Genomic DNA, 25,013 nt, shown 5'->3' on the forward strand with positions numbered 1-25,013 from the left:
GGCTTCTTCGGAGGATTGTCGGGCAATCAAGGCGCGTTACGGTCGGCGTTTCTGCTGAAGGCAGGCTTGTCCAAAGAGGCGTTCGTTGCGAGGGGGCTCGGTGGTGATCGTCGATGCCGTGCGCGTCACGGTGTAATGCACAACCATGCTTATAGGTCAATTTTCACAAGGCCCGCCTAAAGGCGTTGTACTAGCTCATTGCGTTACCGACATCAATGGGGGCTGAGCCGTTGTTAATCAGGCAGATCCTTTTTAATATTGCGACTACCCGACGTGTCTATCTGTGTCAGTGAGTGTACTCGTGAGCTGAGTTCATTCAGGCTGAAAGGTTTGGTCAGTATGCGCGTAGTCGCATCGACCGAAACCAAATTAGACCCGCCTGCGAATCCGGTAACAAAGAGCACCTTTAGTTGTGGGTATTTCAGCTTGAATTGGGCCGCTAGGCTGATCCCGTTCATCATTCCAGGCAAACCTATATCGGTGAGCAATAAATCTAGATGCTCCAACTTTTCAGCCTGCTTCATGGCAGAAACACTATCCACTGCTTCAACAACCCGGTAACCACTATCGGATAATAGTTCCGCGACCATTTGACGTATAGCCGCTTCGTCGTCCACAAGCAAAATGGTTTTGTTGTGACCGGATAGCTCGGCTTCATCGGGAATTTCTAAATCGGGTTCAATTTCACCTGGCTTCGAATCATCGACTGGAAAATACATGGTTACGGTAGTGCCTACACCGAGGCTGCTATGAACTCTAACTTGCCCGCCGGATTGCTGAGTGAAGCCATAAATCATCGACAGGCCTAATCCGGTGCCTTCGCCAATCTTCTTGGTTGTAAAAAAAGGATCGAAAATGCGCGGCAGGATTTCAGAGCTGATTCCGGTGCCGGAGTCGGTGACGGAAATGCTTACATACGAACCGGACGGGAGCATTTTTTCAGATGACAATGCTTGATCTATAATGCAACGGTCGACCTGAAGATCCATCGTGCCGCCATTGGGCATTGCGTCTCGTGCATTGATGGCGAGGTTAAGCAGGGCATTTTCCAGCTGATTAAGGTCACACTTGATACGGTCATTTACCTTGAATGAGCACTCCACTGCGATGCTCGGCCCGACCGAGCGCTGGATAATCTCCTCAAGATCCGCAACCACCTTCCGAGGTTCGAGAAGCTCAGGTTCGAGTGATTGCTGTCTCGAAAATGCCAGTAGACGTTGCGTTAAAGCTGCTGCCCGAGATGCGGAGGTCATAGCCACTGTATTGTAACGGGACAGTTCGCTATAGCGTCCAGCATCGATGCGCCGTTGCATTAGTTCCAAGCTACCGAGGATGCCAGCTAACAAATTATTGAAGTCATGGGCTATTCCGCCAGTGAGTTGTCCGACGGCTTCCATTTTTTGACTTTGCCGAAGCTTGGATTCAGCCACGGCGCGTTCGTACTGTTCGGCCTCAAGCTGCTGGGTGCGTTGAGTAATACGCTCTTCGAGTAAATCATTCCAATCCCGCAGCGCGCTTTCTAACTGCACGCGATCTTCGATATCTTCAATCGTGCCGTACCATTGTTCACACCGTCCTTCGGGGTCGAGACTGCACAAGGCGCTGACTCTAAACCAACGGTGATCTCCCGCATGTTTACGTATCCGGATTTGCGAGTCGAAAGGCTGCAACGTAGCCAGGGATTGATCCCAAAGTAGAGTTAATGACTCCCGATCTTCTGGGTGAACAGCGATGGCCCATTCACGCCCTAATGTCTCGCCAGGTGTCAGGCCGGTATATTCGTACCAACGCTGATCAATCGAAATAAGGTCACCGTTCTTGTCTGCCGTCCAAGGCCAAAGCGGATTCAACTCAGCTGCTATGCGGTAGTGCCTTTCACTTTCACGCAATTTTTTTTCGGTTAACCGCATGGCTTTTAAGGTTCTGGAACGATTTAGAGCTGCGCCAAGCAGGTTGCTGTATCCACGAAGAAAATCGATATCGCTATCTGTAAACTGACGAGGATTTTGGCTGTCCACCTCAAAAATCCCGAAAGGACGTTCTCCTTCGGAGCCGTGGACTAAAACGTTGACGAAGGCTTTCACCCCATTTTCTATTTGAAAATCGTGATAGCGGAATCGAGTCTCTGTTGATATGTCCGTCGAAATGACCGGGCTCTTCGTGTCTAATGAATAACGCTCCGGACTCCCTTCACAGGCTTGAACGCGAACCCTCCCCACCACATCAGGCGCCCAACCCACACCGTTTCGCACCAGGAACGTGATGCCGTCTTCATACAGCAGCATGAATTTGGCCATGTTGGTTTCGAGGGCATCGCCGACCAAGCGACATGCTTCATCAAGGATGTGCTCTAAGTCATCTGACGCCAAGGCTAGCTCGCCAAATTTGGCGAGCACTTTGCGCTGGCGCAGAAGCGTATCCTCGATTGCCATGTCATCACCTATTGTGGGTTTTAGTATCCGAACGTCGGGTATTGGCCTAGGTTCAACCGATGTGATCAAACGTAAATTGCGTTTTGTCGATTTATGACGCTTAGTCCAACGATTTGATTTCTCTCATCACGTAGTTCGTGCGTAGGTCGATAAATTTTCCCATCGATTTTCGGACATATCGAAGATGGCAGGCCCTTTCGCGAACCCATTGAGGCATGCAGCAAATTCGTCATAGGCAAAGCCTAAAGCATTGTGATCGCGCCGCCGGAAAGCGGTATCCACCGGCGAGCGACATTGGCGTTGATACCTTGCCTCTTCGCGATAGCCGCTACGCAAATACCGGGTTTGGCGTCCGATTAAATTACGCGGGCACAATCGCATTTATCGGGTGGGCTCGGAAGGTGTGTTCGCCGGCCCCTTACGCAGAAGATGGGGTACACCCAAGTGGTCAGCATTGAGGGTGGTCTCACAGCTAACAAGGTGGAGCACAAGAATTGATGATTGAACATACACTTTCAGTAGTGGCTACCGGTTTCGGCTTGGGCTGGGTGCCTTGGGCGCCTGGAACATTCGGCTCATTACTCGGACTTCCACTGGCTTGGTGGCTGCTCGGTTATTCCCCGAGACGGCAGATTTTCATCTTGGCAATCCTGTTGGTGATGGCCGTGCCGCTGTGTCACTGGGCTTCCCTGTGGCTGGGAGGTGGAGATGTACCCAACATAGTTGCTGACGAGTATTTGGCGTTCCCCATCTCAGTGGTCGGACTGAGCATGATTCGCCGCCCGTGGATGTTAGGGGTGGCTTTCTTGCTGTTTCGTTTCTTCGATGCAACCAAGCTACCCCCCATCAACCATATCGAAGCTATTGGTGGAGGCCTTGGCATTGTTCTGGATGATGTTATGGCGGCCCTCTATGCTTGGATTGTTCTCAATATTGGTATTGCCTTCTGGCGTAGGTGGCATCCCTCATAAGAAGAATTCTCTCGAAGGCGGCTGGATTGAGCCTCAGGTAAACCACAAAGAATGGATTGCCTTTTGGTGGCTGTAAACGACTGTTCCAGAGTAGTTCAGGAGGTGGTGCGGACTGTACATGACTTACTAACGGCTTCCATCCCTCAGATCGCTGTAGGACAGCACCACGATTGGCGTCCTCGCCAAGTCAGGTCTGAAAACGCGCTCGCAGCTCTCATAAAACGAGTTGCAGTCTATCAGGGCGAAGACAGGTTCACGTGTTGTCATGATCACGGACGCTGTACTTCACCACCCAGATCACGAGTTCGCCACCCTCCATGACATGTTTTGCCGGATTTTCTGGTTCTCCGATAAAAGCACCACGGCGTTGCAGAATGACTCGGATTTAAGCGCTGCGATAACGATATCCCCAGCGGCATCAGCGAGATATAGCTGCCGACAAAAACTTGTTTGCTACACGGGGCTTCAGTACAAAGCGGCCCCCGAGCTTTATCCCTCCCGTGAACGTAAGCCCCCGGCAGATCTGATTGCCAATCTGGTAGCGCTGGGGTCAGTGGCACCCCGTCTATCACCCAAAGATCAAAAGCAGGCCGTCATGCTTGCCCAGCAAAGCGTCCTCGAGTTGGCGAAATCTGCACCAAAAAGTACGTCATTATCTCGACGATTAACTTCCCGCCGCCCCAGATAACGCCTTGCACATGTAGCAAGCCGAGCCAGGGCAAAGCCCTCTGAACTGCTCTGTCTGAGAAATCATAGGCGGCGCAGAACCTCGTTGATTTACTGCATAGCCCTGCTGCTCAAAAAAGCCTGACGCAGTTGTTGTCAGCAAATGAAATCGAGCGATTCCCTGCTCGACGGCTATCGCTTCAATGACCCGAAGCACCGCGACACCGACCCCTTTCGATCTGTATGCCGGCGCTACGACCATGGAGCGCAGCAATCCATCTGCTCCATATGTTTCAAACCCACCCCATCCGACACTCTTTCCGTCCATGGTGAACTCAAAAAAGGTTCGGCCTGGAAGATCAATATCGTCTGCTGGAAGGTCAGCAGATTTCAGCGCATCGCGAAAGCGCTGCCACTGTCCTCCGGCTATTTCCTTTGCCTGGATCCTCATCTCCTTGCTCATCCCTTTATCTCCTTTGTGCCGCTTTGTATGGGCCGTCACCGCTCAAGCCGAAGCAGCAGTCATCATATTCGCTTTACCGAATATTCGAAAAATCGTATATTCGATTTTCCATATGCATCGAGTTCAACCATGAGCCCTGCTATCAAAGTGCTTTTCGTGTGCGTTGCCAACTCAGTCCGCTCCCTGCTTGCGGAGGCTTTGCTGCGGCACACTGACCCGAGCTTCGAGGCCTTCAGCGCCGGTTCCGAACCGTCTGAGGTTGATCCGCGCACGATTCAGGCATTGGAGGCAGTTGGAGTCGATGCAACGGGCCTGCGCAGCAAGTCCATCAGCGAGTTTCAAGCTGATCGATTCGATTACGTAATTACTCTTTGTGATAAATCCGCAAGCGAGTGCCTACCAATGCCCAGTGCAGGTGAAGTCATTGCCTGGGATTTTCCTGACCCAGTAACCAGCGATGATCCTGGCGCATTTCGCCACACGCTCCACGACATCCACGAGCGCATCAAGCTCTTCGTTTTGGTCAAGACCAAACACCTGGAGGATCTGTGACAGAACCCATGAACCCCACCACCTTATTCAAGTGCCTGGCGGATGACACCCGAGCAAAAATTTCGCTGCTTGTCGTGAGTGAAGGTGAGCTGTGTGTTTGCGAGCTAACGGCAGCACTCGACCTGAGTCAGCCAAAGATTTCTCGCCATTTGGCGCTGCTGCGCTCTGCCGGTTTGCTGTTGGATCGTCGCCAAGGCCAATGGGTGTACTACCGGCTGAATCCTGATTTGCCCACGTGGGTGACTGCAGTTTTGAAGGAAGTGGTAGACGCCAATCAGCAATGGCTGGAAACCGAGGCTAAGCGCCTCTGCGGCATGAACGACCGTCCGATCAACCAAGCCGTGTGTAGCTGATTCACGCCCAACCGGATTAATGAAATGCTGATTGCAGTATTGATCTTTATCGCCACCATCGTCCTTGTCATCTGGCAGCCCAAGGGGCTTGGGGTGGGCTGGAGTGCGATGTTCGGTGCCATCGTGGCGTTGCTGGCAGGCGTCGTTACCCTCGCAGACATACCCGAGGTTTGGCGCATCGTCTGGAATGCCACTGGGACTTTCATCGCGGTCATCATCATTAGTCTGCTGCTTGATGAGGCAGGCTTTTTCAAATGGGCTGCGCTGCATGTGGCCCGGTGGGGAGGCGGGAGCACCCGCAAGCTGTTCGCATTTATCGTCCTGCTGGGCGCAGCGGTGTCGGCCCTGTTCGCCAATGACGGAGCAGCATTGATCCTCACACCCATTGTGATCGCGATGTTGCTGGCGTTGCGTTTTTCGCCTGCTGCTACGTTGGCATTCGTTATGGCAGCCGGTTTTATCGCCGATACGGCGAGCTTACCGCTGGTGGTTTCCAACCTGGTCAACATCGTTTCTGCCGACTATTTCGATATCGGCTTCAACGAATATGCTTCGATCATGGTGCCGGTAAACATCGTCAGCGTGGCGGCGACATTAGCTATGCTGCTGTGGTTTTTCCGCAAAGATTTACCAAAAACCTATGACCTCAACCAACTGGATAATCCGGACGAGGCAATCCACGACCGTGCCACTTTTGTTGCCGGCTGGTGGGTGCTGGCACTACTCCTGATCGGCTTCTTTGTCATTGAGCCATTGGGGGTACCAATCAGCGCCATTGCAGCGGTCTGTGCATTCATTCTTTACGTCATCGCGGCTCGTGGTCACGCCATCAACACAAGCAAGGTGCTCAAAGAGGCACCATGGCAGGTGGTGATTTTTTCTTTGGGTATGTATCTGGTTGTTTATGGCCTGAAGAACGCCGGCCTGACCGACCACATCGCGCAGATCCTGAACGTGTTCGCCGGTTATGGCGTTTGGGGCGCGTCCCTAGGTACAGGACTGCTAACAGCGTTGCTGTCTTCGATCATGAACAACATGCCCACCGTTCTGGTAGGCGCCTTATCCATTCATGCCGCCGAAGTCGATGGTGTAGTCCAGCAAGCGATGATTTACGCCAACATCATCGGCTGCGACTTGGGCCCGAAGATCACCCCAATTGGGAGCTTGGCAACTCTGTTGTGGCTGCATGTGCTCGCACGGAAAAACATAACGATCAGCTGGGGTTACTACTTCAAGACCGGGATCGTGCTGACCGTGCCCATCCTCGTCGCCACATTGTCCGCCCTGGCACTGCGCCTCAGTTTTTGAATCAAGGAATCGTCTGATGAAAGTCTTGTTCATGTGCACCCACAACAGCTGCCGCAGCATTCTGTCCGAGGCGCTTTTCAACCACTTGGCGCCCGAGGGTGTAGAAGCCGTCAGCTCAGGAAGCTTTCCCAGTGGCCGGGTGAATCAACGGGCATTGCAAACGCTGGAGGCGGCGGGTATCTCCACTGCGGGCTTGAGCAGCAAGGCTTCGGATGCTTTTGAAGGTTCGCCTCCAGACATCGTGATCACTGTCTGTGACCGGGCAGCGGGTGAGGCATGCCCAATCTTCTTTGGGCCAGCTTTGAAGGCGCATTGGGGTCTGGCCGACCCGTCTGACGCTAGCGGGTCGGAAGCCGAGATCACCGCAGCGTTTGAAACCACACTCGCCAAAATTCACGAGCGCGTGAGCGCATTTCTTGCGCTGCCACTGAAGACCATCAGCGCTGAACAGTTGAAAGCTGAACTGAATCGCATCGGTTCGCTTTAAAGATCAACCGAGGCGGTGCCCAACCTGGCGCCGCCGTAGGAGTTTTTATGCAAGATACATTGCCGAACGTACACGCCGACCTGATCGACATTCCGTCGTTGGAGCAACTGGAGCCGCGTAAACCGTCACTCCATAAGCCTCGAATCTTGCTTCTGTATGGATCGACGCGAGAGCGCTCTTTCAGCCGGTTGGTGACTCAGGAAGCAGCCCGCTTGTTGGAGGAGTTTGGCGCCGAAACCAAAATCTTCGATCCCTCGGGTTTGCCGCTGCCGGATGATGCTCCGGATACACATCCCAAAGTCGCGGAATTGCGCGAACTCATGCAATGGTCTGAAGGACAGGTGTGGTGTTCGCCTGAGCGGCACGGCTCCATGAGCGCAGTATTCAAGGCCCAGATCGACTGGGTTCCGCTGGCGATAGGTGCTGTACGACCTACGCAAGGGAAGACGCTTGCAGTGATGCAAGTCTGCGGTGGCTCGCAATCTTTCAACGTGGTCAATCAGCTGCGCGTACTGGGCCGATGGATGCGGATGTTCACCATCCCAAATCAATCTTCGGTGGCCAAGGCGTTCACCGAGTTCGACGAGGCAGGCCGTATGAAACCGTCCTCGTACTACGACCGACTGGTGGACGTGATGGAAGAGCTGATGAAGTTCACGCTGCTGTTGCGGGGTCGCCAGGACTACTTGGTTGATCGCTACTCCGAGCGTAAAGAGTCAGCTGAAGAGCTGTCCAAGCGCGTCAACCAGCGCTCCATTTAACTCACCGCGAGGAAACGGTATGAGTCAGATCACGATCTATCACAACCCGCAATGTGGCACCTCTCGCAACACCTTGGAGCTGATCCGCAACAGCGGAGAAGAGCCGACTGTTATTGAGTACCTACAGACCCCACCTGACCGCACCACGCTTGTCAGGTTGATCAAGGATATGGGTATTGAGGTGCGGGCCCTGCTTCGTATTAAAGGCACTCCCTACGAGGAGCTAGGACTCGGCGATGCGTCACTGACTGATGACCAGCTCATCGATGCCATGATGGTTCATCCCATCTTGATCAATCGCCCCATCGTCGTGACGCCTTTGGGCACACGCTTGTGTCGTCCGTCAGAGGCAGTCCTCGACCTTCTACCGCAGGAGCAGCGCGGCAGCTTCGTCAAAGAAGACGGACAAGTCGTCATTGATGAGAATGGCCGCAGGGTTTAAACCGATGTAAAGCAGATGGGCCTGGAGAGATGCTGGTGAATCAAAACTCGAAATTTGATGTAGTGGTCATCGGCGGTGGCCAATCCGCGCTCACCGTAGCCTATTTTTTGAGGCGTACAGGCCTTTCCTACGTATTACTCGACGCCGAGTCGGCACCGGGAGGGGCCTGGCCGCATGGGTGGGATTCTCTGAGACTATTCTCGCCGTCTGCTTGGAGCTCAATTGCCGGCTGGCCCATGCCAGCAGTATCCGAGGGGACTCCTGGGCGGGACGATGTTGTCGACTATCTAACTCAGTACGAACGCCGATATGACTTCCCCATCATCCGTTCCACGCGGGTGACCCATGTCGAAAACATCGAAGGCGGGTTGCGCGTTTTTTCCGGGGATACTTTCTGGGATGCCAAAGCGGTCATCAGTGCAACAGGCACGTGGAACAGTCCGGTTATTCCCACCTATCCAGGGAAGGAGCTATTCGAGGGGCAGCAAATCCATTCCGCTCACTACGTTGGGCCGAGTGAGTTCGAGGGGAAGGCAGTGCTGGTCGTCGGCGGTGGTAACTCGGGTGCCCAGATTTACGCCGAAGTTTCGGAGGTGGCTCACGCAATCTGGGTGACTCAGCAATCGCCTAAGTATCTTCCAGACGAGGTCGATGGTCGCGTCCTGTTCGAGCGGGCCACTGCTAGATTGAAGGCACAACAAGATGGGATGGAGCCTCAACAGCCCGTTGGAGGGCTGGGAGACATTGTGATGGTGCCACCGGTAAAGGAAGCTCGCGAACGCGGCGTGCTGAACACCGTGCGGCCATTTACGCACTTCACCTCAACAGGTGTTGTGTGGCCATCGGGGGCTGAGACAAAGATCGATGCCGTCATCTGGTGTACTGGATTTTCTCCAGCGCTCAACCACCTGGCCAACCTGGGGATCGTTGACGATGACGGTAAAGTCGCCGTTAATGAAAACCGGAGTGTTGCTTCACCTAATCTGTGGCTGGTGGGCTACGGCGATTGGACGGGACTTGCCTCCGCTACATTAATCGGGGTAACCCGCACCGCTCGGGATGTAGTCAACCAAGTCCAAACCTATCTCACAAGCGAAGCCTGATGGCTCGCGACGCAAAACGAGTGCGCCTACTGTGGTGTGACTGCAAGCTCAGGGAAGAGAATTGGCTCCAGTGGAGGAGTTGTCTGGCACAGCCCGAGCCGCCAGTAACCGACGTCGTGCCATTTTCCAAGCTTGAAGCCCACCTCCGGATATGTCCCGATATGGACGAATCCCAGCGACTCGTGCAAACCCACACTGCCTTCATTGGGCTGAGCAACTCCGGCGTAAGCTGCGCGAAAGCACTGTTTTTCAAGGATCGGAAGCAAAGCCTCATAGAGCTCACGGCCAACGCCCTGTCGGCGAGCCGATTCAGCTATGTAAACCGTCACGTCCACCGCCCACCGGTAGGCCGGACGTGCGCGGTGCTGGCTGGCATAGGCGTAGCCCTTGATCTCCCCACCTTCTTCGGCCACTAGGTATGGATATGTTTGAAGCGTCGTCGCAATCCGCTGAGCAATTTCCGAAACGCTTGGCGGAGTCTCTTCGAATGAGATCGCCGTGGTTAAAACAACCGGGGCGTAAATGCACTGGATGGCTTCCGCATCTGCTAGCACCGCAGTACGAATCTTCAAAGGCATGTAGGTCGTCCCTGATTTAAAAACTGAACATTAACCTCTTTGGATCACCTTTGGGGGTGATCAAATTATGAAGATTTGGCCATCTTTGAGACCGTCATAGGCTGGCTGATCTTGAGCGAGCCTGAGACTGTAATTGCCATAAATCACCAGTGATCTATCAAAACAGAATGGAGAGCAAAGGCCCGCCGCCAAGCATGCTCAACTCAGCTTAATAAGGATTGATAATCTACAGTGCTCGACATCTGGTCGCGATCTACGGCTGATTCGCTGTATAATGCCGGCTCTGCATCCCCCTTGAGCTACAGGAACAATAGAATGACTGTACTCCAAACGATCTACTGGCAGCCTACGCCGCCTTAGCGCTACGCCCCCTCGCAATACCTCGCACCCGCCTTTTTGCTCGCGGTGCGTACTGCTGTATGTCCGGTTCTTACACCTAAAGCATACAGTCAAATAATCCTCAAAATTTGAATTCGTATCGACGCGCTCGCCATTCGCCTGGTGTGCGTGCGGTGCATTGCCTTGGATATTCTAATGCTGCAATCATTCAAACAAACGTGGCTTTCCAACGTCCGTGGAGACGTGCTCGCGGGTCTTGTTGTCGCCTTGGCGTTGATCCCGGAAGCCATTGCCTTCTCTATCATCGCTGGCGTCGACCCCAAAGTCGGCCTCTACGCCTCCTTCTGTATCTGCGCCGTTATCGCCTTCGTCGGCGGTCGGCCTGGCATGATCTCAGCGGCAACCGGTGCCATGGCGCTACTCATGGTCACACTGGTTAAAGAGCATGGGCTTCAATATTTGCTGGCAGCCACTTTGCTTTGTGGAGTTCTCCAAATTCTCGCTGGTTACCTGAAGCTTGGCTCATTGATGCGCTTTGTCTCGCGCTCAGTAGTCACAGGCTTTGTGAATGCACTGGCGATTCTGATTTTCATGGCGCAGCTGCCCGAACTCACCAACGTCACCTGGCACGTCTACGCCATGACCGCAGCAGGCCTGGGAATCATCTACCTGTTTCCGTATATACCGAAGATCGGCAAGCTGATTCCTTCCCCGCTGGTGTGCATCCTGACACTGACCGCTATCGCGATTTACCTGGGGTTGGATATCCGCACCGTAGGTGACATGGGACAACTGCCGGACACGCTGCCGATTTTCCTGTGGCCTGAAGTCCCGCTGAACTTTGAGACTCTGCGGATCATCTTCCCGTACTCAGCAGCGCTTGCCGTTGTAGGCCTACTGGAGTCCATGATGACCGCGACCATCGTCGATGACCTGACCGATACCACCAGTAACAAAAACCGGGAGTGCAAAGGCCAGGGCGTTGCCAATATCGCAGCAGGGATGCTCGGTGGTATGGCCGGCTGCGCCATGATTGGCCAGTCGATCATCAACGTGAAGTCTGGTGGCCGCACCCGTCTCTCGACATTGTGTGCCGGCGTTTTTCTGCTTCTGATGGTGGTGTTCCTTGGCGAATGGCTCTCCAAAATTCCCATGGCGGCACTCGTCGCTGTGATGATAATGGTGTCCATCGGCACCTTCAGCTGGGATTCCTTGCGCAATCTGAAAGAGCATCCGCTGTCGACCAACCTCGTCATGGTGGCGACCGTCGTGGTTGTCGTGGCCACTCACAACCTGGCATACGGCGTACTGGTAGGTGTGCTGCTGGCCTCGCTGTTCTTTGCCAACAAGGTCGGGCACTACCTGGATATCAAGAGCACTCTGGAAGAGACGGAATCGCATCGCACTTACCATGTTGTGGGCCAAGTGTTCTTCAGCTCAGCAGACAAATTCACCAACGTTTTTGACTTCAAGGAAGCCCTGAACAAAGTCACCATCGACCTGACCCAAGCCCATTTCTGGGATATCACTTCGGTTGCAGCGCTGGACAAGGTTGTTATCAAATTCCGCCGCGAAGGCGCCGAGGTTGAAGTGCTCGGTCTCAATGAAGCCAGTGCAACAATCGTCGACCGCTTCGGCGTGCATGACAAACCCGATGCCATCGACAAGCTCATGAGCCACTAAGGAGAACGACAATGACCCACGTAATGGCCTGCATTGATAACTCACAATCCTCATTGGCGGTCTGCGACTACGCAGCATGGGCGTCGCAACAACTTAACGCGCCCCTTACCTTGCTGCATGTATTGGATGAGGAGAAATATCCCGCGTCTGCAGACCTGAGCGGTAATATCGGCCTTGGCAGTCGAGAGCATCTGCTGGAGGAGCTGGCTACATTGGATGCCCAGCGCGCCAGGCTTGCTCTGGAACAAGGTCAACACATGCTTGAAAAGGCCAGGGAGCGAACGGTCATTTGCGGAGCTGCATTTCCTGAGCTAAAGCAGCGCCACGGACACTTGATAGAAAGCCTGGTTGATCTTCAGGACGATATTCGACTCTTGGTCATTGGACGAGTGGGTGAAGACAGCACACGTGGAGTGCACAGCCTTGGCAGCCAAATTGAAGCTGTCGTGCGCACAATTCACCGTCCAATTTTGATCACGAGCAGCAGCTATAAAAAGCCAGAAAAAGTAATGCTCGCTTTTGACGGCAGCCCCACAGCCCACAAAACCGTTGAGCTGCTTGCCGCCAGCCCGCTCTGCAAAAATCTACCAATTCATCTCGTTATGGTTGGCGCTGACTCGGAAGGCAACCGAGAAGCGTTGGAGAAAGCCCAGAGCACGCTCATGAGTGCTGGCTTTGTCGTCCAAGCTCAGATCGTAAAGGGGGAAGTGGAAACGGCGCTCCACGTGTATCAGGCCGAGCACGGAATTGATCTGCTAGTCATGGGGGCCTACGGCCACTCGCGCATCAGACAATTTCTGGTAGGTAGCACAACTACAACCATGCTCCGCACAGCTAACATGCCGGTATTGCTGCTCCGCTGAATTGACTCGCCTGACCGCAGTGTTTCCAACACTCTGGAAACACTGCGGTCATCCTAGTTAATGAATATCTGAACACGTCCTGTTGAGACCTCATGCAACTCATAACTGAAATCCTTCACCCGGATCTGAAATCTATACAAGGGAAAGTATTCCGTCGTCATGCGGCACGCGGAATCGTGTTGCGGAACGAACAGATCCTGTTGCTGTTCACTGAGCGCTATAACGACTTTAGCTTTCCTGGGGGCGGCCTTGATGCTGGCGAGGACATTATCGTAGGTCTTAAGCGTGAGCTTGAGGAAGAGACAGGTGCTCGCGAGATTCGGGTGCTCCAGCACTACGGTTACATCGAGGAGTACCGGCCATACTGGAAACCAGAATATGACCTGATGCACATGACGTCGCATTTTTATGTATGCGAAGTGGCGTCCCAGCTAGAGCCAGTCAGAATGGAAAGTCACGAAATCGCTAATGGAATGCGGCCTGCCTGGATCAACCTGCATGAGGCCATAACGCACAATGAAGCCGTGATGCAGCGTCAGGAATCATCGATGGGGCAGTCCATCCAGCGCGAAACTTTCATGCTGAAAAAAGTCGCGTCCGAGTTGTTGGTGCCGATCCGCAGTTGAAAGGATACCTCGGTAGCTCCCGGCCACTGAATTTCAATCAGGGAGAAATTCTGTGGCCGGCGACCTTACGCTTAACTGGAAATCGTGGCGGGCGAAGCGGCAGGAGCAGCGCTGCGCCGTAAAATCAGGACACCACCGATTGCAGCCAGGGTCGAACCGATCAACACACCGACCTTTACTTCGTCAATCAGGTGAGCCGATCCAGCAAACGCCAGGTTGCCGATGAACAGGCTCATCGTGAAGCCGATGCCACACAAGAGCGCAACGCCGTAAAGCTGTGCCCAATTGCTGCCTTCCGGTAGTTTGGCCAAGCCCATACGAATGGCCAGAGCAGCCAATAGGAAAATGCCAATCTGCTTGCCCACCAACAGACCCAGAGCTACGCCCAGCGGAACCGGATCGACTAGATTCTCCATAGAAATATCGGCCAGTGAAACACCCGCATTGGCGAAGCCGAAAATCGGCACCACAGCGAACGCTACCCACATGTGCAGCTTTTCTTCCAGGAACAGCAGTGGAGACCGGGCCTCCTCTTCAGGTTTGCCCATTGGGACGCACAGTGCAACGGCAACACCCGCAAGGGTGGCATGCACTCCCGACTGCAGCACGAAGAACCACAGCACACCACCGACCAGCAAATATGGGAATAATCGTCTGACGCCCAATCGATTCATTGCGATCAGAATGACCAGGGTTGCGAGCGATGCCAGCAACATCGGCATGGAAAGACCAGTGGTGTAGAAAAAGGCGATGATGACCACAGCGCCCAGGTCGTCAATGATCGCCAAGGCGGCGAGGAAAACCTTTAACGAAGTCGGGACTCGCTTACCCAGCAGCGACAAGACGCCCAGGGCGAATGCGATATCGGTAGCGGCTGGGATGGCCCAGCCCTTCAAGGTCTCAGAATTATCCCAGTTGATTGCGATGTAGATCAGCGCAGGCACAACCATGCCGCCTATTGCACCAAATCCCGGTAAGGCACGCTGGCCCCAAGTGGAAAGCCCACCTGCCAGAACCTCTCTTTTGATCTCAAGGCCGACCATCAGGAAGAAGATAGCCATCAGGCCATCATTGACCCAATGCTCCACAGACATGCCCAGCCAGACACTGTGCAAGGCTGCAAAATAACCTTGCGAGAGAGGCGAATTGGCCACGATCAGAGCCGCGAGTGCTGCCCCCATCAGTACAAGGCCGCCAGCGGATTCCGACGATAGGAAGCGAGCCAGAATTGCGGCTGCTCTGGGGGTTTCTGCGGGAGTTTTACTGTGAGTCATCAGTGTCCTTGCGCTTTGATCCAAAACGATTATTTTAACATCAGGGGTTTACCAACGCGGCAGGGCACATAGCCTGTAACGATTCACACCAAGCCCTAATCGGCATCCAGTCTGTTCACCGGCACGGGCTCGTTCACGAGACTCAGGAGCACGCTCCAAGCGCATAGCCACTAAGCGAGCGAACATCGATCCTTCTTTCCAAGCGTGTGGTTCCCGGATATTTGATGATCAGAGCAACTGAGGCGCAGCATAAATGCAAGCACCTCAGCGCGACCCTCCGACAGATGCATTTCAATCTGGCGTAGGCCTATTTGGGGATATACGCAGCTACCGACTTGCGAATCTCTTCCCGCGCTTCGTCCGCGCTCCCCCAACGGCCCATCTTCACCCACTTACCCGGCTCCAATGCTTTGTAGTTTTCGAAGAAGTGCTGGATCTGTGCGAGGAGTAACGCAGGGAGGTCGGCGCACTCCTTTACGTCGCTGTACATAGAACTGAGTTTGTCATGAGGCACTGCGATCACCTTCGCATCCGCTCCAGCTTCGTCCGTCATGTACATCACACCCACCGGGCGACTGCGAATGACAACACCAGGCGATACCGGGTAAGGGCAAATCACCAGAACGTCCAAGGGGTCGCCGTCATCACTCAACGTATTTGGAATGAACCCGTAATTGGCCGGATAGAACATCGGTGTGCTGAGGAAGCGGTCGACAAAGATCTGCCCACTTGGCTTGTCCACCTCGTACTTGATCGGCGAGTGGTTTGCAGGAATCTCGATAACGGTGAAGAAGTCATCGGGGATCGCGTTACCAGCTGGAATGTCCGTGTAACTCATGTTCATAGCTCCGAAGTTTTGGAAGGGGCTGCACTGGAAGACGTTTTTCCAAGGGTGCCCATCTCGATTGGCGTCTTCGTGAAAAACACCGATATTTCCTCGGATTCCAGTCGTGTGAACAGCCGTTCTGCCTCATCTTCCGTGATTGCCAAGCGAATTTCTGTGGGTTGATCCGCCAGCTCAAAAAAGTGCGATGAATGCAGTTTCCCAGTGTGCCCAAACCCTTCGATTCCGGTGCAGAGCGTGGCGCCGCGTAATCCCATTTCTTTAGCCACGTCGACTATCCATTCGCCTAGCATTTTTCCCTGATAACGACGGTTTTGTTGGGTGAAGAAAACGACCATATAGCCTTTCATTTCTATCTCCTCAGCGAGTACCAATCATTTGGTAGGACACAAGCCCGGCAGCGGTCATCGCTAACGAACCTACGACGTGCAACGAAATTGAGCCAAGCGCCCAGAGCAGTCTGCCTTCCTGAATCAAGGCAACCGTTTCGGCTGAAAATGTAGAAAAGGTGGTGAGACCGCCACAGAACCCCGTGATGATCAGGAGGCGCCACTCTGGGCTAAGGGAAGGAGATGCGGCCAAGAAGGCGATGGCCAAGCCGATGATGTAACCACCAACCATGTTCGCAACCACAGTACCTGGAGGAATCGTCGGGAACAGAGCATTCAGTTTCATCCCCAAGAGCCAACGCAACCAGGCTCCAAGTGAAGCGCCAACGGCAATGACGATTAATGACTTCAGCACGGAGAGCCCTCCTCATCACATATGAGTGGGCTAACGGGCAAACGGCTCGCACGGAGGCGGGAAGTGAAGAAAAAATCGAAGGGCAAATTCATATCCTGTCCTAAATTGGAGGACAGGGAGACACACCTACGCACCCTGTCCAGGGTTCACGTAGGCATCATCAGCACGAGGGCGGTTTAAGGAGGAATGCCATCTCCTGTTCTGATCCTATAGCATCAGCGCCAGTGGCATCAAGAGCAGCTGCAAGCTTGCGTTCTGAAGGCCCCTTTGGCTAGGCAAGATGTTTGATCAATGATCCAGGTACGGGCCGACTCTTTGCATAACTAGGCCAGTTGGCGCGTCTACATCGATTTAACCGATACGACCTCAACATACTTGTATTTCTTCCTAGCCGTCTTCACAGCCTCTTGCTCAGCAAGCAACGAGCTCAACGTATCAGCGTCGTGAACCAACTCGATCATTTTCCCTTCAAACTCGTTCCCAACCATGAGCGTGACCCTCAGCCTAGGCGTAAATGAGTTCGCCGCTTTCTTCTTGGGCGAAGGCGTTGATATCTCCGTCCGATTGCACTCATCAGATCGCCAGTGCTGGCCACTATTTCACTGTCAGGTTCGTGTCGTGTCGCCCGGATCGCCTCCGACTCATACTAGAACCATCTGAACAGCAACTGAGACAGGGGACACGAGATGAGTAATTTTGACACCGTTGAAACCCGCGTACTGAGCAAAGGTGAACTGGGCCAAGTGATCAGGTATCTGCGCGAATTGCGTCAGTGGTCTCAGGAGACGCTGGCAGTGCTCGCAAGGACTACGCCCAGAACCATCCAGCGTGTTGAAGCAGGCGCCGGGGCGAGCCTCAATACGCTTCGCTCTCTCGCCTCTGCTTTTGAGTTTCAGGACATCGACGCATTCTCGAAACCGATGGGGATTCCCACGGAGGAGCAACTGCGCGATGCTCGTGAGCAGTTCGATCAGAAGTATGTCCTGACGAAGGCATTGAAGCCCGAATCAGGCAGGGGCTTGGCCAAGCTTGCATCTGAGAGCATTGGTGATTACATCGAGCCCGCCTTCGAGCCCTCAAGTGACCAAGCGTCGGCGTTCGCAGAGCTGACTGATTACCTACGCGACTATCGCGACTGCGCCGAGCTTTATTCAAGCACAGCGCGATTAGAGGTGTTTGAAGAACTCCAGGCCATGATCGAACGACTTGAAGAACTGAGCGTTACTCTGCGCTATGCAACCTGCCCAGTGGTACACAACGGCACCTCGGATTCGCATGTGGAAGCACTCCCTGTAGGAGATGTGCTTTACCTGATTGGATTCAGAGAAGGTGAAGCGCCAGAAGAGTTGGCCCTGCCCCGGAAGATGGGCATTTAGTGACCCGCCTATCCCGGTCATGGAGCTACGTGAGCAGCTAGTTCGTAATGGTTAGCTGCCTAGTCTAAGAACCATGCTGCAGAGCAAGCGGAGCGCGCCGGCCCGAAGGGCCAAAAGCGTGAGGATGTAAGCCCTACGGGCCAAGACGCCTCTGGCGGCTTGGTTCACGACAGCCGACCGACAGGGCACGCCCAAAAAGCTGCTAGTCCCTCAGGGCTTCCTAGGCTTCGCTCTTGCAGTCGCTTCTGCCACCAATGGGTCTTCAGGCCAAAAATGCTTCGGATATCTACCTTTAAGATCCTTCTTCACCTCCGCATAGGTGCTACGCCAAAAATTGGCTAGATCCTGGGTCACCTGCACAGGCCTGCGGGCCGGCGATAAAAGATGCAGAACCAGAGGTTGCTTGCCGTGGGCTATGCGGGGCGTTTCTGCCATCCCAAACAGCTCCTGCAGTCGTACGGCCAGAATAGGTGGCTGTTCGCTGTAGTCGATGCGAATGTTCGACCCTGACGGCACCTGAATCGTCTGCGGTGCTTGAACCTCTAGTTCCTGTGGAAGCGGCCAAGGCAGAAGATTTCTGACAATCGAAGCCAGATCCAGATGACTGAAGTGGCTGAGCCTCGTGACTTTGCCCAAGTACGGCGTGAGCCAATCTTCAAGCGTATCCAGCAGATTGGCATCGGTAAGATCGGGCCACTTGCTTTCTGTCTGGCCATTCTGGATATCCAACTGACGCAGCAGGTCGACCCGAGCTTGCCACTGCCGCAGCTCAGGGCTCCAGGGCAGGAGTTCGATGCCCTTGCGCCTCACGAGGTTGACCAAGGCCAGCGAACGGGTTTGCTCATCGAGACTTGGCAGGGCTGTCGTCGACAAGATGAGTTGCCCAACCTTCAACTGCCGCTCAGCCTTGAGCACTCCTTCCCTTTCATCCCAGTCGACCTCATCGACAGACCTCACAAGATCAGCCAGCTCGTCATCGAACAGGGCCGGATCGAGGTCACTCGCGAGGTAGATCCGCTCCTCACGCTGGCCTTGCCGGCTACCCAGATCGGCTACCACCAGCCACTCGTGCTTGGTGAGAGCATCAGGCTCTGAGAATACGGCAGCCCGTCCGTTGGAGAGACGGTACTCGGATGCACTTGCACGCCTCTGGAGGGCAATTCGGTCAGGGTAGGCGAACGCCAGTAGGCATCCTACCCATCGTGGGTGATCGGGCTCGCTGGCGGGGCTAGAGGCCCTTCCTCGGAGCAGGGATCGGTACTGCCGAGCAGACTGCTTTACTCGCTGAAAAGAGCCACCGCCTCGGCGCGAATGTTGCTCTCCTGACAATGCATTCAGCCTAGTGTGAAGGTCGGCACCTTCTCCACGCAGGACGTCTTTCTCACCCAGCAGCGCGGCGACGTTGCAAGCCAAATCATCCAGTCCCATCGCGTTACCTTTGATGAGCATGTGAGCGATCCGTGGATGTGCTGGGAGCTCGCTCATGGCCGAACCGTGTGGTGTGAGCTGTCCAGCATCGTTGAGTGCACTCAGCCGCTTCAGCAGGTCTCTGGCTTGGCCGAAAGGGGCTGACGGAGGTTGGTCGAGCCAGGTCATCTCTTCCGGCTTCATTCCCCACCGGGCCAATTGGAGAGCCAGGGCTGCAAGATCAGCCTGCAAGATCTCTGGGGTGCTGTAGCCTGCCATTTGCTCGTGCTGCGATTCCGACCATAGGCGATAGCAGACACCTGGCTCCAATCGCCCTGCCCGCCCTGCTCGCTGAGTAGCGCTGGCCTTCGAGATACGCTGTGTGTCGAGTCGAGTCATCCCGCTGCGAGGATCGAACTTCGGCACTCGCTCGAGACCACTGTCCACCACCACCCTGACGCCTTCAATGGTCAAGCTGGTTTCAGCGATGTTCGTGGCCAGAACGATCTTCCGGGAGCCCTTGGGTGCTGGGTCAATAGCAGCACGCTGGGCGTTCAGGTCGAGGTCGCCGTACAGCGGGCATACGATCACCTCTGGACGACCACTCAACTGCTCCTTGAGCGCCTCAGCCACCCGCCGAATCTCTGCCTGCCCAGGAAGGAAAACTAGGACGCTTCCCGGTTGCTCGTTGATGGCAGCCAAACAGGTGTCAGTGACTCGCGCATCAATACGCTCCCCCGGCTGATATGGGCTACCCCAAACCGTAGAGACCGGATACATCCGCCCCTCACTCGTGATCACTGGCGCGTCATTTAGAAGTTTTGAAAGCCGAGCGCCTTCCAGCGTTGCGGACATCAGAAGTAACTTCAGTGGGGTCTCATCACGCAGCAGCTCACGAGCACTCACGCACAAGGCCAGTGCCAGGTCAGAGTCTAAATTGCGCAGGTGATATTCATCGAAGATAACCACGCCCACACCATCAAGCGCAGGGTCATCCTGAAGCCGGCGAGCCAAGATACCTTCTGTGACCACCTCAATCTGGGTGCGCGGGCCCACCTTGCTTTCAAGGCGAATTCGATAGCCGACGGTCTCACCAACCTTCTCACCCAGTTCACTTGCCAAGCGCTCAGCTGCCGCCCGAGCAGCCAACCGCCGAGGCTCGAGCATGATGATTTTCTGGTCACCAAGCCAAGGTTCGTTCAGCAACGCCAGAGGCACTCGGGTGGTCTTACCCGCACCAGGTGGCGCTTCAAGGATTACTTCGTGGCGGTTGGACAGGGCGTCTCGTAGGTCAGGCAATACGAGATCAATAGGTAGAGAAATCATCAAGGCTCCCAAATCAGAGAAGCATTATACGACGGGCCCTGTAGAGAGGTGATTCAGCCCAACGACTGCGAAGAGAGGGATCGGAGTTTTTGACAGGAAATTGATGATTCTCGTGCAATCGGCAAAACATGGAATTCGTCAAAGATAATCAGGCCAACGCCCTCTAACGAGGGATCGTCCTGCAGCCGGCGCGCAAGGATGCCTTCAGTGACGACTTCGATTCGGGTTTTGGGCCCGATCCGGCTTTCAAGGCGAATTCGATAACCAACTGTTTCACCGACCTGCTCACGTAGCTCACTGGCCATGCGCTCGGCTGCGGCACGTGCAGCCAGTCGACGGGGCTCAAGCATGACTAACGTCTGGCCAGCCAGCCAATCTTCACCAAGTAGCGCCAAAGGAACACGGGTGGTTTTACCTGCACCAGGCGGTGCTTGGAGGACGACCTCATTGCGATCACGCAAGGCTTGAAGAAGCGCTGGCAGAGCAGCGTCGATCGGCAACGAATTCATGTTCTCTCCAGCGATAGTGCTTCGATTATACAGCTGCCTGCGGTTCGCTCCCAACCATGGGCCGTGAACCTGGGCTTACTTGTCACTACCCCTCGGTACAGACCAAACACTGTGGCGATGCCTTCCTGGAAGGTTTCCATGGGGGCCTTCCGAAAGGCTTTCTGCAAGGGTTCCCTGAAGGGTAGGAAGAGGCCAGCAAATGAACGCTCCCCTCCTTTGAAATGCATCACCAAAAACAAGATTTCTGACCTATTGTGACAACAGGTATAAAAAACCGAGAGAAGTACCTCTGCAACCCGCGTAGGATGGGCCCTGATCGCCACGGCTTTGTTTATTCCAACCGCGAGCCTGTAATTCAGGCTTATAAATAGCGCAGTGTGACAAAATCCGTTTTGTTGATCTTGTTTTGAGGAGGGAGCCGGGTGAAGAAAGACCGAGTCGAAGCCATCCTGGAACACTGGGGCCCCTGTCTTAGCAACGAGCTGGCAGATGAGCTAGTCAGGCGGTTTCGGGTAAGCAGGCCGAACGCCCGACAATTGATCGTGCGATCAACCGCCAAACGTTTGAAGGGTATCAGCTTTCCTCACCGCGCCTCCTTCGTTTATCTGCCGAGCCAATATGGGTCAATGCTTTTTTTCGACCGCCTTGTGTATGCGCTCAAGCACACAAAGCACGCCTGCGGTTATGGGTTGGCTGCTCTCAAAGATCGCGGGGGAGTTTTGCCCATCGATCACTTCAAGATCGCGTGCGGCGCGCCCAAGATGCAAGCCAAGCAAGTCAGCGCGGAAAATGTCGCAGAGCAGTTGATTGCCGCTAACTTAGTCAAACGTGTCGATCTAGCTGGAGTCGGAGAATCGCTAGCCCTCGCCAGCTTTGACGAGGAGGACGAGCAAATTGCGTTCCTCGACCTCAATGCACGCCTGAAGGTTGAGGCCATGGCTTTGAATGCAGTCAGGGATTGGGTCAAGCGTCTAGGCATCGGGAGCTGGAACAAGGTGCGCGTCCGGGATGAAGGCCTTCTTCCGACAGCGGGCCCCAACTACTGGGATCTTTCAGCACCCTCCTATCTGCATCCCTTGCTCGGGGTACCCGGCGTTGCCGGCCCCCCAAGCTCCAAGTCGAGACCCAAACCCGGCTCATTTGTGTGCGACATCTACTTGGGTGAGAGGCTGACCGAGGAGGCTGCGAAGGCGTTCATCAAAAAGTGCCTGAACGTGCGGGGCTTCAACAAAGTCTCGCCAGTGCTACAGATGTTTCTGGCCGAGTCTTATGAAAAGGAGGCGGTGCACCTGATCCGTGCGCACGGTGCGATTGCCGCCACACTGGACTCGCTGTTGGGCACAGACGTGGCTAAGGCTCTGCACGAACTGGCGTCAGTACTGAAAGCTACCGCCCGAAGCTTGGTCAACCCTGAAAAAATCGATGCTCTGTTCGATGCCCTCGGAAAGATTGACGGAGCTGAAGGCAACCTTCGTGGCTGCTTGTTCGAGTACTTGTGCGCTGAACTTGCCAACGACCATTACCTCAGTCCAGACATTACCATCAATAAGTTGGTGCGCGGCTCAGATGGGGCCCGAGCCGAAATCGACGTGCTGGTGGAGACGCGCAAGGAAGCCATCTTCATCGAATGCAAAGGGCACTTGCCCATGGGTCAAGTGGATGATGCCGAGGTCGAGAAATGGCTGAAAAAACGTCTGCCTGTTCTGCGCGATTTCGCAAAAAGCAACGAAGACATCCGGCAACTCAAACAGACCTTTGAGCTATGGACGAATGCGGCTATCAGCCCTGCCTCGCAGACGTTGATCGAAGCGGAGAATGCCAAGACCTCTCGATACACGGTGGTGTGCCGGCAGGGGCCTGAGCTTTTGGACATGGTCGCGAATTCAGGGAACAAACCTCTACTCAAAACCTACCGGCAGCATTTTTCAAACCACCCTTTGGCTGTGGCAGCTAGGCGCAAGGGCAAGGTCAGCGCTGAGCCGAGCGAGTCCTGAAGGCCCATCGACGACGCAAAAACTCCTGCCGGGCAATCGCTCCTGGGCGGCATGAATGGCCTGTTCGAGATCGATGTCAGCCCCTCCCATTACAGCGCTGGGGCCGAGGAGGTGCTCAATTTCGGCGTATGACATAGATGCTTCCATGACCATCAAATAAATAGGGCTGAAGCGCATCACGAAACCAGTTGGGGGCCTCGGCTCATAGAGAGAACAACGGTCTCTTCGGCGCCGCCAATGTTCTCGGTCATGAACATCAGGAAGCTGACGATCACATATCGCTCCCCTCTCACGGTCAGCGCAATCGAATAACCGTGTTCTTCCTCAATCGCCGCGAGGTCGTCTGTCACGACCGTGTCGCCGTTTTCTGATCGCTGATGAATGTCGAAAAACATCGCCGCTTTGAATGCTGCGCCGACTGGGCGAGCATCAAGCAGATAGCCGCTGATCCGCCCTTGAAAGGCCACTTTTGTCGCCTGGATCAACAAGGCTGGGAAATAAACTGACAAGATCCTCTACTCACTACTCTTTAGGTGGTTCAAAGCGTGATCACACACTGATGGTTGAAATCGACTTCTTCGCCTGGATAACCTCGTGGATTCGAGAGGAATCTGATTCCGTCGATGGTTTCATCGACTGGCACGTGCGTGTGACCAAAGATCCAGAGATCAATCTTCATACCCAAAAACTCATGCCAGTCGTTGCTATAAGCGGCACGTAAATGCGGATGCTTACCGTAGTCGGGAGCGAAGTGCATCAACGGCGGGAAGTGAGTTACCACCACCGTTTTCCCCTCGAACGGCTGCTCCAGCTCACGGCGGAGCCACTTACGAGACTCTTGCGCGACTTTACGGGTTTGCTGGGGCACCAATGTTCGATACTGTGGCTCCATTCGAATGACCTTGTAATCGTTCATCAGCGCACGGGCCTCCATCATCGCGAGGGGCGCATTGCCGGTGCCTTCAAAATCAGTCCAACAGGTGCATCCCAAGAAACGAATGCCGTCCAAGACAAGAGTACGCTGCTCCAGAAAATGGACATGGGGAGCCTGATGGTTCTCCAACTGACCGAGCGTTTTGTGCCAGCTGGCTTTGTAGAACTCGTGGTTGCCAGCTACGAGAATCGTGTCCTTCACGAAGTGCTCACCGGCCCAGTTGGAGCTCCTGCCTTTGATGTTAATGTCACCGGCCAAGACCGCGACGTCATACAGCGATGGGTCAGGCAACTGGATGGGCCTGAACTCAACATGTAGATCTGACATTACGAGAAGTCGCATGATTTACCCCGTAGTGGAATGTTGACGCGCACCTCGGATGCAGCGCAGTAGCATCGAGATAGAAACGCCGCGCTATCCACGAGAAAACTTCTGCTTCGCTAATTGAATCCGCCACCTGGCCATGACATTCAGTACAGCCCGACAATTGACATGACCGTCTCAATGCGGGCTTTTTTTAGCAGCCCTTCCCCCAACAGGATGTAAACGGTGTTACGCGTTTCAAATACGGAGCCATCAAACGAGCACTGGAAAGTTGATCTAACCCAATCGCCAGTTAAGCGCTTATTACAGCTGTGGCTCAGCACATTCGATGCATACAGAACGTAGGGCTGTAAGCCGTCGCCGGCAAGCGACTCTCGAAATTCGTCAGTCACCGCGATCTCTATGAGCATCCAGTCTCTGACGATGCAGTAAGGCTTCCAGGACGGACGAAGGATCACCATCGCCTCAGCTTTGGCGACATCTCCAGCAAATCCTGCCAGCGATTCACCCTCGCCGTTCAGCAGCTCTGCGACGTCTCTTAAGGTGTCACTCATCGGACTCTCAGCCATGCTCAACTCTCGATTGCTTCAGCGCGGCGAGGCTTGATCCCACTAGCAAATTGATCGCCCTGTTTCCCCAGCGTGTCAGCGGTTT

The 25,013-nt window shown here is 54.5% G+C and carries 24 protein-coding genes, 4 pseudogenes and 1 riboswitch; of the genes and pseudogenes, 13 read left to right on the forward strand and 15 right to left on the reverse strand.

Annotated features, from left to right (window positions below; all coding sequences use genetic code 11):
* Positions 1–233 precede the first annotated feature (233 nt).
* Positions 234–2,432 carry an ATP-binding protein gene (locus BXA01_RS12005; protein ID WP_076564215.1) on the reverse strand — a complete coding sequence of 733 codons (2,199 nt, stop codon included), beginning with the start codon at positions 2,430–2,432 and terminating at the stop codon, positions 234–236.
* 497 nt (positions 2,433–2,929) lie between these two features.
* On the opposite strand from BXA01_RS12005, the gene BXA01_RS12010 reads away from it, so the two are divergent.
* The gene (locus tag BXA01_RS12010; RefSeq protein WP_076564216.1) at positions 2,930–3,403 is read left to right on the forward strand and encodes a phosphatidylglycerophosphatase A family protein; all 474 of its coding nucleotides are present in this window, start codon (positions 2,930–2,932) and stop codon (positions 3,401–3,403) included.
* A gap of 147 nt (positions 3,404–3,550) precedes the next feature.
* Here BXA01_RS12010 and BXA01_RS27705 read toward each other — a convergent pair.
* The 3 genes and pseudogenes from BXA01_RS27705 to arsN2 all read right to left on the reverse strand — a co-directional run.
* A pseudogene (locus BXA01_RS27705) lies at positions 3,551–3,670 on the reverse strand (Y-family DNA polymerase); the annotation flags it as partial.
* Positions 3,657–3,814, reverse strand: a pseudogene (locus BXA01_RS27710) (peptidase S24); the annotation flags it as partial. The pseudogenes BXA01_RS27710 and BXA01_RS27705, both read right to left, overlap by 14 nt.
* A 253-nt stretch (positions 3,815–4,067) precedes the next feature.
* A complete protein-coding gene (arsN2, locus tag BXA01_RS12015) occupies positions 4,068–4,532 on the reverse strand; it encodes an arsenic resistance N-acetyltransferase ArsN2 (RefSeq protein ID WP_076564217.1) in 465 nt (154 codons plus the stop codon).
* Positions 4,533–4,661: 129 nt separating this feature from the next.
* Between arsN2 and BXA01_RS12020 the strand changes: the two genes are divergently transcribed.
* The 7 genes from BXA01_RS12020 to BXA01_RS12050 are packed head-to-tail and all read left to right on the forward strand — an operon-like array spanning position 4,662 to position 9,538.
* Complete coding sequence (locus tag BXA01_RS12020; protein WP_076564218.1) at positions 4,662–5,084, forward strand: arsenate reductase ArsC; 423 nt, start codon at positions 4,662–4,664, stop codon at positions 5,082–5,084.
* Between the two features lie 8 nt (positions 5,085–5,092).
* Positions 5,093–5,437 (forward strand): metalloregulator ArsR/SmtB family transcription factor, encoded by a 345-nt coding sequence (locus BXA01_RS12025; RefSeq protein WP_007247283.1) that lies wholly within the window; start codon positions 5,093–5,095, stop codon positions 5,435–5,437.
* Between the two features lie 24 nt (positions 5,438–5,461).
* Positions 5,462–6,745: an arsenic transporter gene (locus tag BXA01_RS12030; RefSeq protein WP_076564219.1), complete on the forward strand. Its 1,284-nt coding sequence runs from the start codon at positions 5,462–5,464 to the stop codon at positions 6,743–6,745.
* A gap of 16 nt (positions 6,746–6,761) precedes the next feature.
* Positions 6,762–7,232: an arsenate reductase ArsC gene (locus tag BXA01_RS12035; protein ID WP_003395039.1), complete on the forward strand. Its 471-nt coding sequence runs from the start codon at positions 6,762–6,764 to the stop codon at positions 7,230–7,232.
* Between the two features lie 47 nt (positions 7,233–7,279).
* Entirely contained in the window at positions 7,280–7,993 is a 714-nt protein-coding gene (arsH, locus tag BXA01_RS12040; RefSeq protein WP_076564220.1) for an arsenical resistance protein ArsH, read from the forward strand.
* 19 nt (positions 7,994–8,012) lie between these two features.
* Positions 8,013–8,435 carry an arsenate reductase (glutaredoxin) gene (arsC, locus tag BXA01_RS12045; protein WP_076564221.1) on the forward strand — a complete coding sequence of 141 codons (423 nt, stop codon included), beginning with the start codon at positions 8,013–8,015 and terminating at the stop codon, positions 8,433–8,435.
* A 29-nt stretch (positions 8,436–8,464) separates the two neighbouring features.
* Entirely contained in the window at positions 8,465–9,538 is a 1,074-nt protein-coding gene (locus tag BXA01_RS12050) for an ArsO family NAD(P)H-dependent flavin-containing monooxygenase (RefSeq protein ID WP_076564222.1), read from the forward strand.
* A gap of 26 nt (positions 9,539–9,564) precedes the next feature.
* Here the strand turns inward: BXA01_RS12050 and BXA01_RS12055 are convergent, their stop codons facing one another.
* Positions 9,565–10,116: an arsinothricin resistance N-acetyltransferase ArsN1 family B gene (locus BXA01_RS12055; RefSeq protein WP_076564223.1), complete on the reverse strand. Its 552-nt coding sequence runs from the start codon at positions 10,114–10,116 to the stop codon at positions 9,565–9,567.
* A 534-nt stretch (positions 10,117–10,650) separates the two neighbouring features.
* On the opposite strand from BXA01_RS12055, the gene BXA01_RS12060 reads away from it, so the two are divergent.
* The 3 genes from BXA01_RS12060 (at position 10,651) to BXA01_RS12070 (ending at position 13,627) form a co-directional block, all read left to right on the forward strand.
* Positions 10,651–12,138, forward strand: coding sequence for a SulP family inorganic anion transporter (locus BXA01_RS12060; protein WP_076564224.1), 1,488 nt, complete (start codon positions 10,651–10,653; stop codon positions 12,136–12,138).
* Between the two features lie 11 nt (positions 12,139–12,149).
* Positions 12,150–13,001 (forward strand): universal stress protein, encoded by an 852-nt coding sequence (locus BXA01_RS12065; RefSeq protein ID WP_076564225.1) that lies wholly within the window; start codon positions 12,150–12,152, stop codon positions 12,999–13,001.
* Between the two features lie 92 nt (positions 13,002–13,093).
* Entirely contained in the window at positions 13,094–13,627 is a 534-nt protein-coding gene (locus BXA01_RS12070; protein ID WP_076564226.1) for an NUDIX hydrolase, read from the forward strand.
* A gap of 71 nt (positions 13,628–13,698) precedes the next feature.
* On the opposite strand, the gene nhaA is transcribed toward BXA01_RS12070, so the two are convergent.
* The 5 genes and pseudogenes from nhaA to BXA01_RS27295 all read right to left on the reverse strand — a co-directional run.
* Positions 13,699–14,901, reverse strand: coding sequence for a Na+/H+ antiporter NhaA (nhaA, locus tag BXA01_RS12075; RefSeq protein ID WP_076564227.1), 1,203 nt, complete (start codon positions 14,899–14,901; stop codon positions 13,699–13,701).
* Positions 14,902–15,208: 307 nt separating this feature from the next.
* The gene (gene ppa, locus BXA01_RS12080; RefSeq protein WP_076564228.1) at positions 15,209–15,739 is read right to left on the reverse strand and encodes an inorganic diphosphatase; all 531 of its coding nucleotides are present in this window, start codon (positions 15,737–15,739) and stop codon (positions 15,209–15,211) included.
* A gap of 2 nt (positions 15,740–15,741) precedes the next feature.
* Positions 15,742–16,095, reverse strand: a complete 354-nt coding sequence (locus BXA01_RS12085) for a DUF190 domain-containing protein (RefSeq protein WP_076564229.1) — start codon at positions 16,093–16,095, stop codon at positions 15,742–15,744.
* 10 nt (positions 16,096–16,105) lie between these two features.
* Entirely contained in the window at positions 16,106–16,489 is a 384-nt protein-coding gene (gene crcB / locus BXA01_RS12090) for a fluoride efflux transporter CrcB (RefSeq protein WP_076564230.1), read from the reverse strand.
* 144 nt (positions 16,490–16,633) lie between these two features.
* Positions 16,634–16,695, reverse strand: a riboswitch (Fluoride riboswitch).
* A gap of 135 nt (positions 16,696–16,830) precedes the next feature.
* Positions 16,831–17,034 (reverse strand): annotated as a pseudogene (locus tag BXA01_RS27295) (hypothetical protein); the annotation flags it as partial.
* A 141-nt stretch (positions 17,035–17,175) separates the two neighbouring features.
* On the opposite strand from BXA01_RS27295, the gene BXA01_RS12100 reads away from it, so the two are divergent.
* On the forward strand, positions 17,176–17,865 hold the full coding sequence (locus BXA01_RS12100; protein ID WP_076564231.1) for a helix-turn-helix domain-containing protein: 690 nt from the start codon (positions 17,176–17,178) through the stop codon (positions 17,863–17,865).
* 210 nt (positions 17,866–18,075) lie between these two features.
* On the opposite strand, the gene hrpB is transcribed toward BXA01_RS12100, so the two are convergent.
* Complete coding sequence (hrpB, locus tag BXA01_RS12105; protein WP_076564232.1) at positions 18,076–20,598, reverse strand: ATP-dependent helicase HrpB; 2,523 nt, start codon at positions 20,596–20,598, stop codon at positions 18,076–18,078.
* A 128-nt stretch (positions 20,599–20,726) separates the two neighbouring features.
* Positions 20,727–21,107: pseudogene (locus BXA01_RS12110) on the reverse strand (DEAD/DEAH box helicase); the annotation flags it as partial.
* A 422-nt stretch (positions 21,108–21,529) separates the two neighbouring features.
* Here BXA01_RS12110 and BXA01_RS12115 point away from each other — a divergent pair.
* Positions 21,530–23,101 (forward strand): hypothetical protein, encoded by a 1,572-nt coding sequence (locus tag BXA01_RS12115; protein WP_076564234.1) that lies wholly within the window; start codon positions 21,530–21,532, stop codon positions 23,099–23,101.
* A 176-nt stretch (positions 23,102–23,277) separates the two neighbouring features.
* On the opposite strand, the gene BXA01_RS12120 is transcribed toward BXA01_RS12115, so the two are convergent.
* From BXA01_RS12120 to BXA01_RS12130, 3 genes are all read right to left on the reverse strand, one after another.
* Positions 23,278–23,610, reverse strand: a complete 333-nt coding sequence (locus tag BXA01_RS12120) for a hypothetical protein (RefSeq protein ID WP_076564235.1) — start codon at positions 23,608–23,610, stop codon at positions 23,278–23,280.
* Positions 23,611–23,639: 29 nt separating this feature from the next.
* Entirely contained in the window at positions 23,640–24,377 is a 738-nt protein-coding gene (locus tag BXA01_RS12125; protein WP_076564236.1) for a metallophosphoesterase, read from the reverse strand.
* Positions 24,378–24,505: 128 nt separating this feature from the next.
* Positions 24,506–24,913, reverse strand: a complete 408-nt coding sequence (locus BXA01_RS12130; RefSeq protein ID WP_076567714.1) for a DUF6957 family protein — start codon at positions 24,911–24,913, stop codon at positions 24,506–24,508.
* Positions 24,914–25,013: the final 100 nt, after the last annotated feature.

Source organism: Pseudomonas sp. B10 (assembly GCF_900156235.1).
GTDB lineage: Bacteria > Pseudomonadota > Gammaproteobacteria > Pseudomonadales > Pseudomonadaceae > Aquipseudomonas > Aquipseudomonas siliginis.

Bases quoted from the DNA above. Each gene is read 5' to 3' on its own strand.
- arsC (WP_076564221.1), top strand. From the start codon at position 8,013: ATGAGTCAGATCACGATCTATCACAACCCGCAATGTGGCACCTCTCGC.
- BXA01_RS12125 (WP_076564236.1), bottom strand. From the start codon at position 24,377: ATGCGACTTCTCGTAATGTCAGATCTACATGTTGAGTTCAGGCCCATC.
- BXA01_RS12005 (WP_076564215.1), bottom strand. From the start codon at position 2,432: ATGGCAATCGAGGATACGCTTCTGCGCCAGCGCAAAGTGCTCGCCAAA.
- BXA01_RS12035 (WP_003395039.1), top strand. From the start codon at position 6,762: ATGAAAGTCTTGTTCATGTGCACCCACAACAGCTGCCGCAGCATTCTG.
- BXA01_RS12065 (WP_076564225.1), top strand. From the start codon at position 12,150: ATGACCCACGTAATGGCCTGCATTGATAACTCACAATCCTCATTGGCG.
- nhaA (WP_076564227.1), bottom strand. From the start codon at position 14,901: ATGACTCACAGTAAAACTCCCGCAGAAACCCCCAGAGCAGCCGCAATT.
- BXA01_RS12020 (WP_076564218.1), top strand. From the start codon at position 4,662: ATGAGCCCTGCTATCAAAGTGCTTTTCGTGTGCGTTGCCAACTCAGTC.
- BXA01_RS12100 (WP_076564231.1), top strand. From the start codon at position 17,176: ATGAGTAATTTTGACACCGTTGAAACCCGCGTACTGAGCAAAGGTGAA.
- ppa (WP_076564228.1), bottom strand. From the start codon at position 15,739: ATGAGTTACACGGACATTCCAGCTGGTAACGCGATCCCCGATGACTTC.
- arsH (WP_076564220.1), top strand. From the start codon at position 7,280: ATGCAAGATACATTGCCGAACGTACACGCCGACCTGATCGACATTCCG.
- BXA01_RS12060 (WP_076564224.1), top strand. From the start codon at position 10,651: ATGCTGCAATCATTCAAACAAACGTGGCTTTCCAACGTCCGTGGAGAC.
- BXA01_RS12055 (WP_076564223.1), bottom strand. From the start codon at position 10,116: ATGCCTTTGAAGATTCGTACTGCGGTGCTAGCAGATGCGGAAGCCATC.
- BXA01_RS12025 (WP_007247283.1), top strand. From the start codon at position 5,093: ATGAACCCCACCACCTTATTCAAGTGCCTGGCGGATGACACCCGAGCA.
- BXA01_RS12030 (WP_076564219.1), top strand. From the start codon at position 5,462: ATGCTGATTGCAGTATTGATCTTTATCGCCACCATCGTCCTTGTCATC.
- BXA01_RS12085 (WP_076564229.1), bottom strand. From the start codon at position 16,095: ATGAAAGGCTATATGGTCGTTTTCTTCACCCAACAAAACCGTCGTTAT.
- BXA01_RS12010 (WP_076564216.1), top strand. From the start codon at position 2,930: ATGATTGAACATACACTTTCAGTAGTGGCTACCGGTTTCGGCTTGGGC.
- BXA01_RS12070 (WP_076564226.1), top strand. From the start codon at position 13,094: ATGCAACTCATAACTGAAATCCTTCACCCGGATCTGAAATCTATACAA.
- hrpB (WP_076564232.1), bottom strand. From the start codon at position 20,598: ATGATTTCTCTACCTATTGATCTCGTATTGCCTGACCTACGAGACGCC.
- arsN2 (WP_076564217.1), bottom strand. From the start codon at position 4,532: ATGAGCAAGGAGATGAGGATCCAGGCAAAGGAAATAGCCGGAGGACAG.
- BXA01_RS12130 (WP_076567714.1), bottom strand. From the start codon at position 24,913: ATGAGTGACACCTTAAGAGACGTCGCAGAGCTGCTGAACGGCGAGGGT.
- BXA01_RS12050 (WP_076564222.1), top strand. From the start codon at position 8,465: ATGCTGGTGAATCAAAACTCGAAATTTGATGTAGTGGTCATCGGCGGT.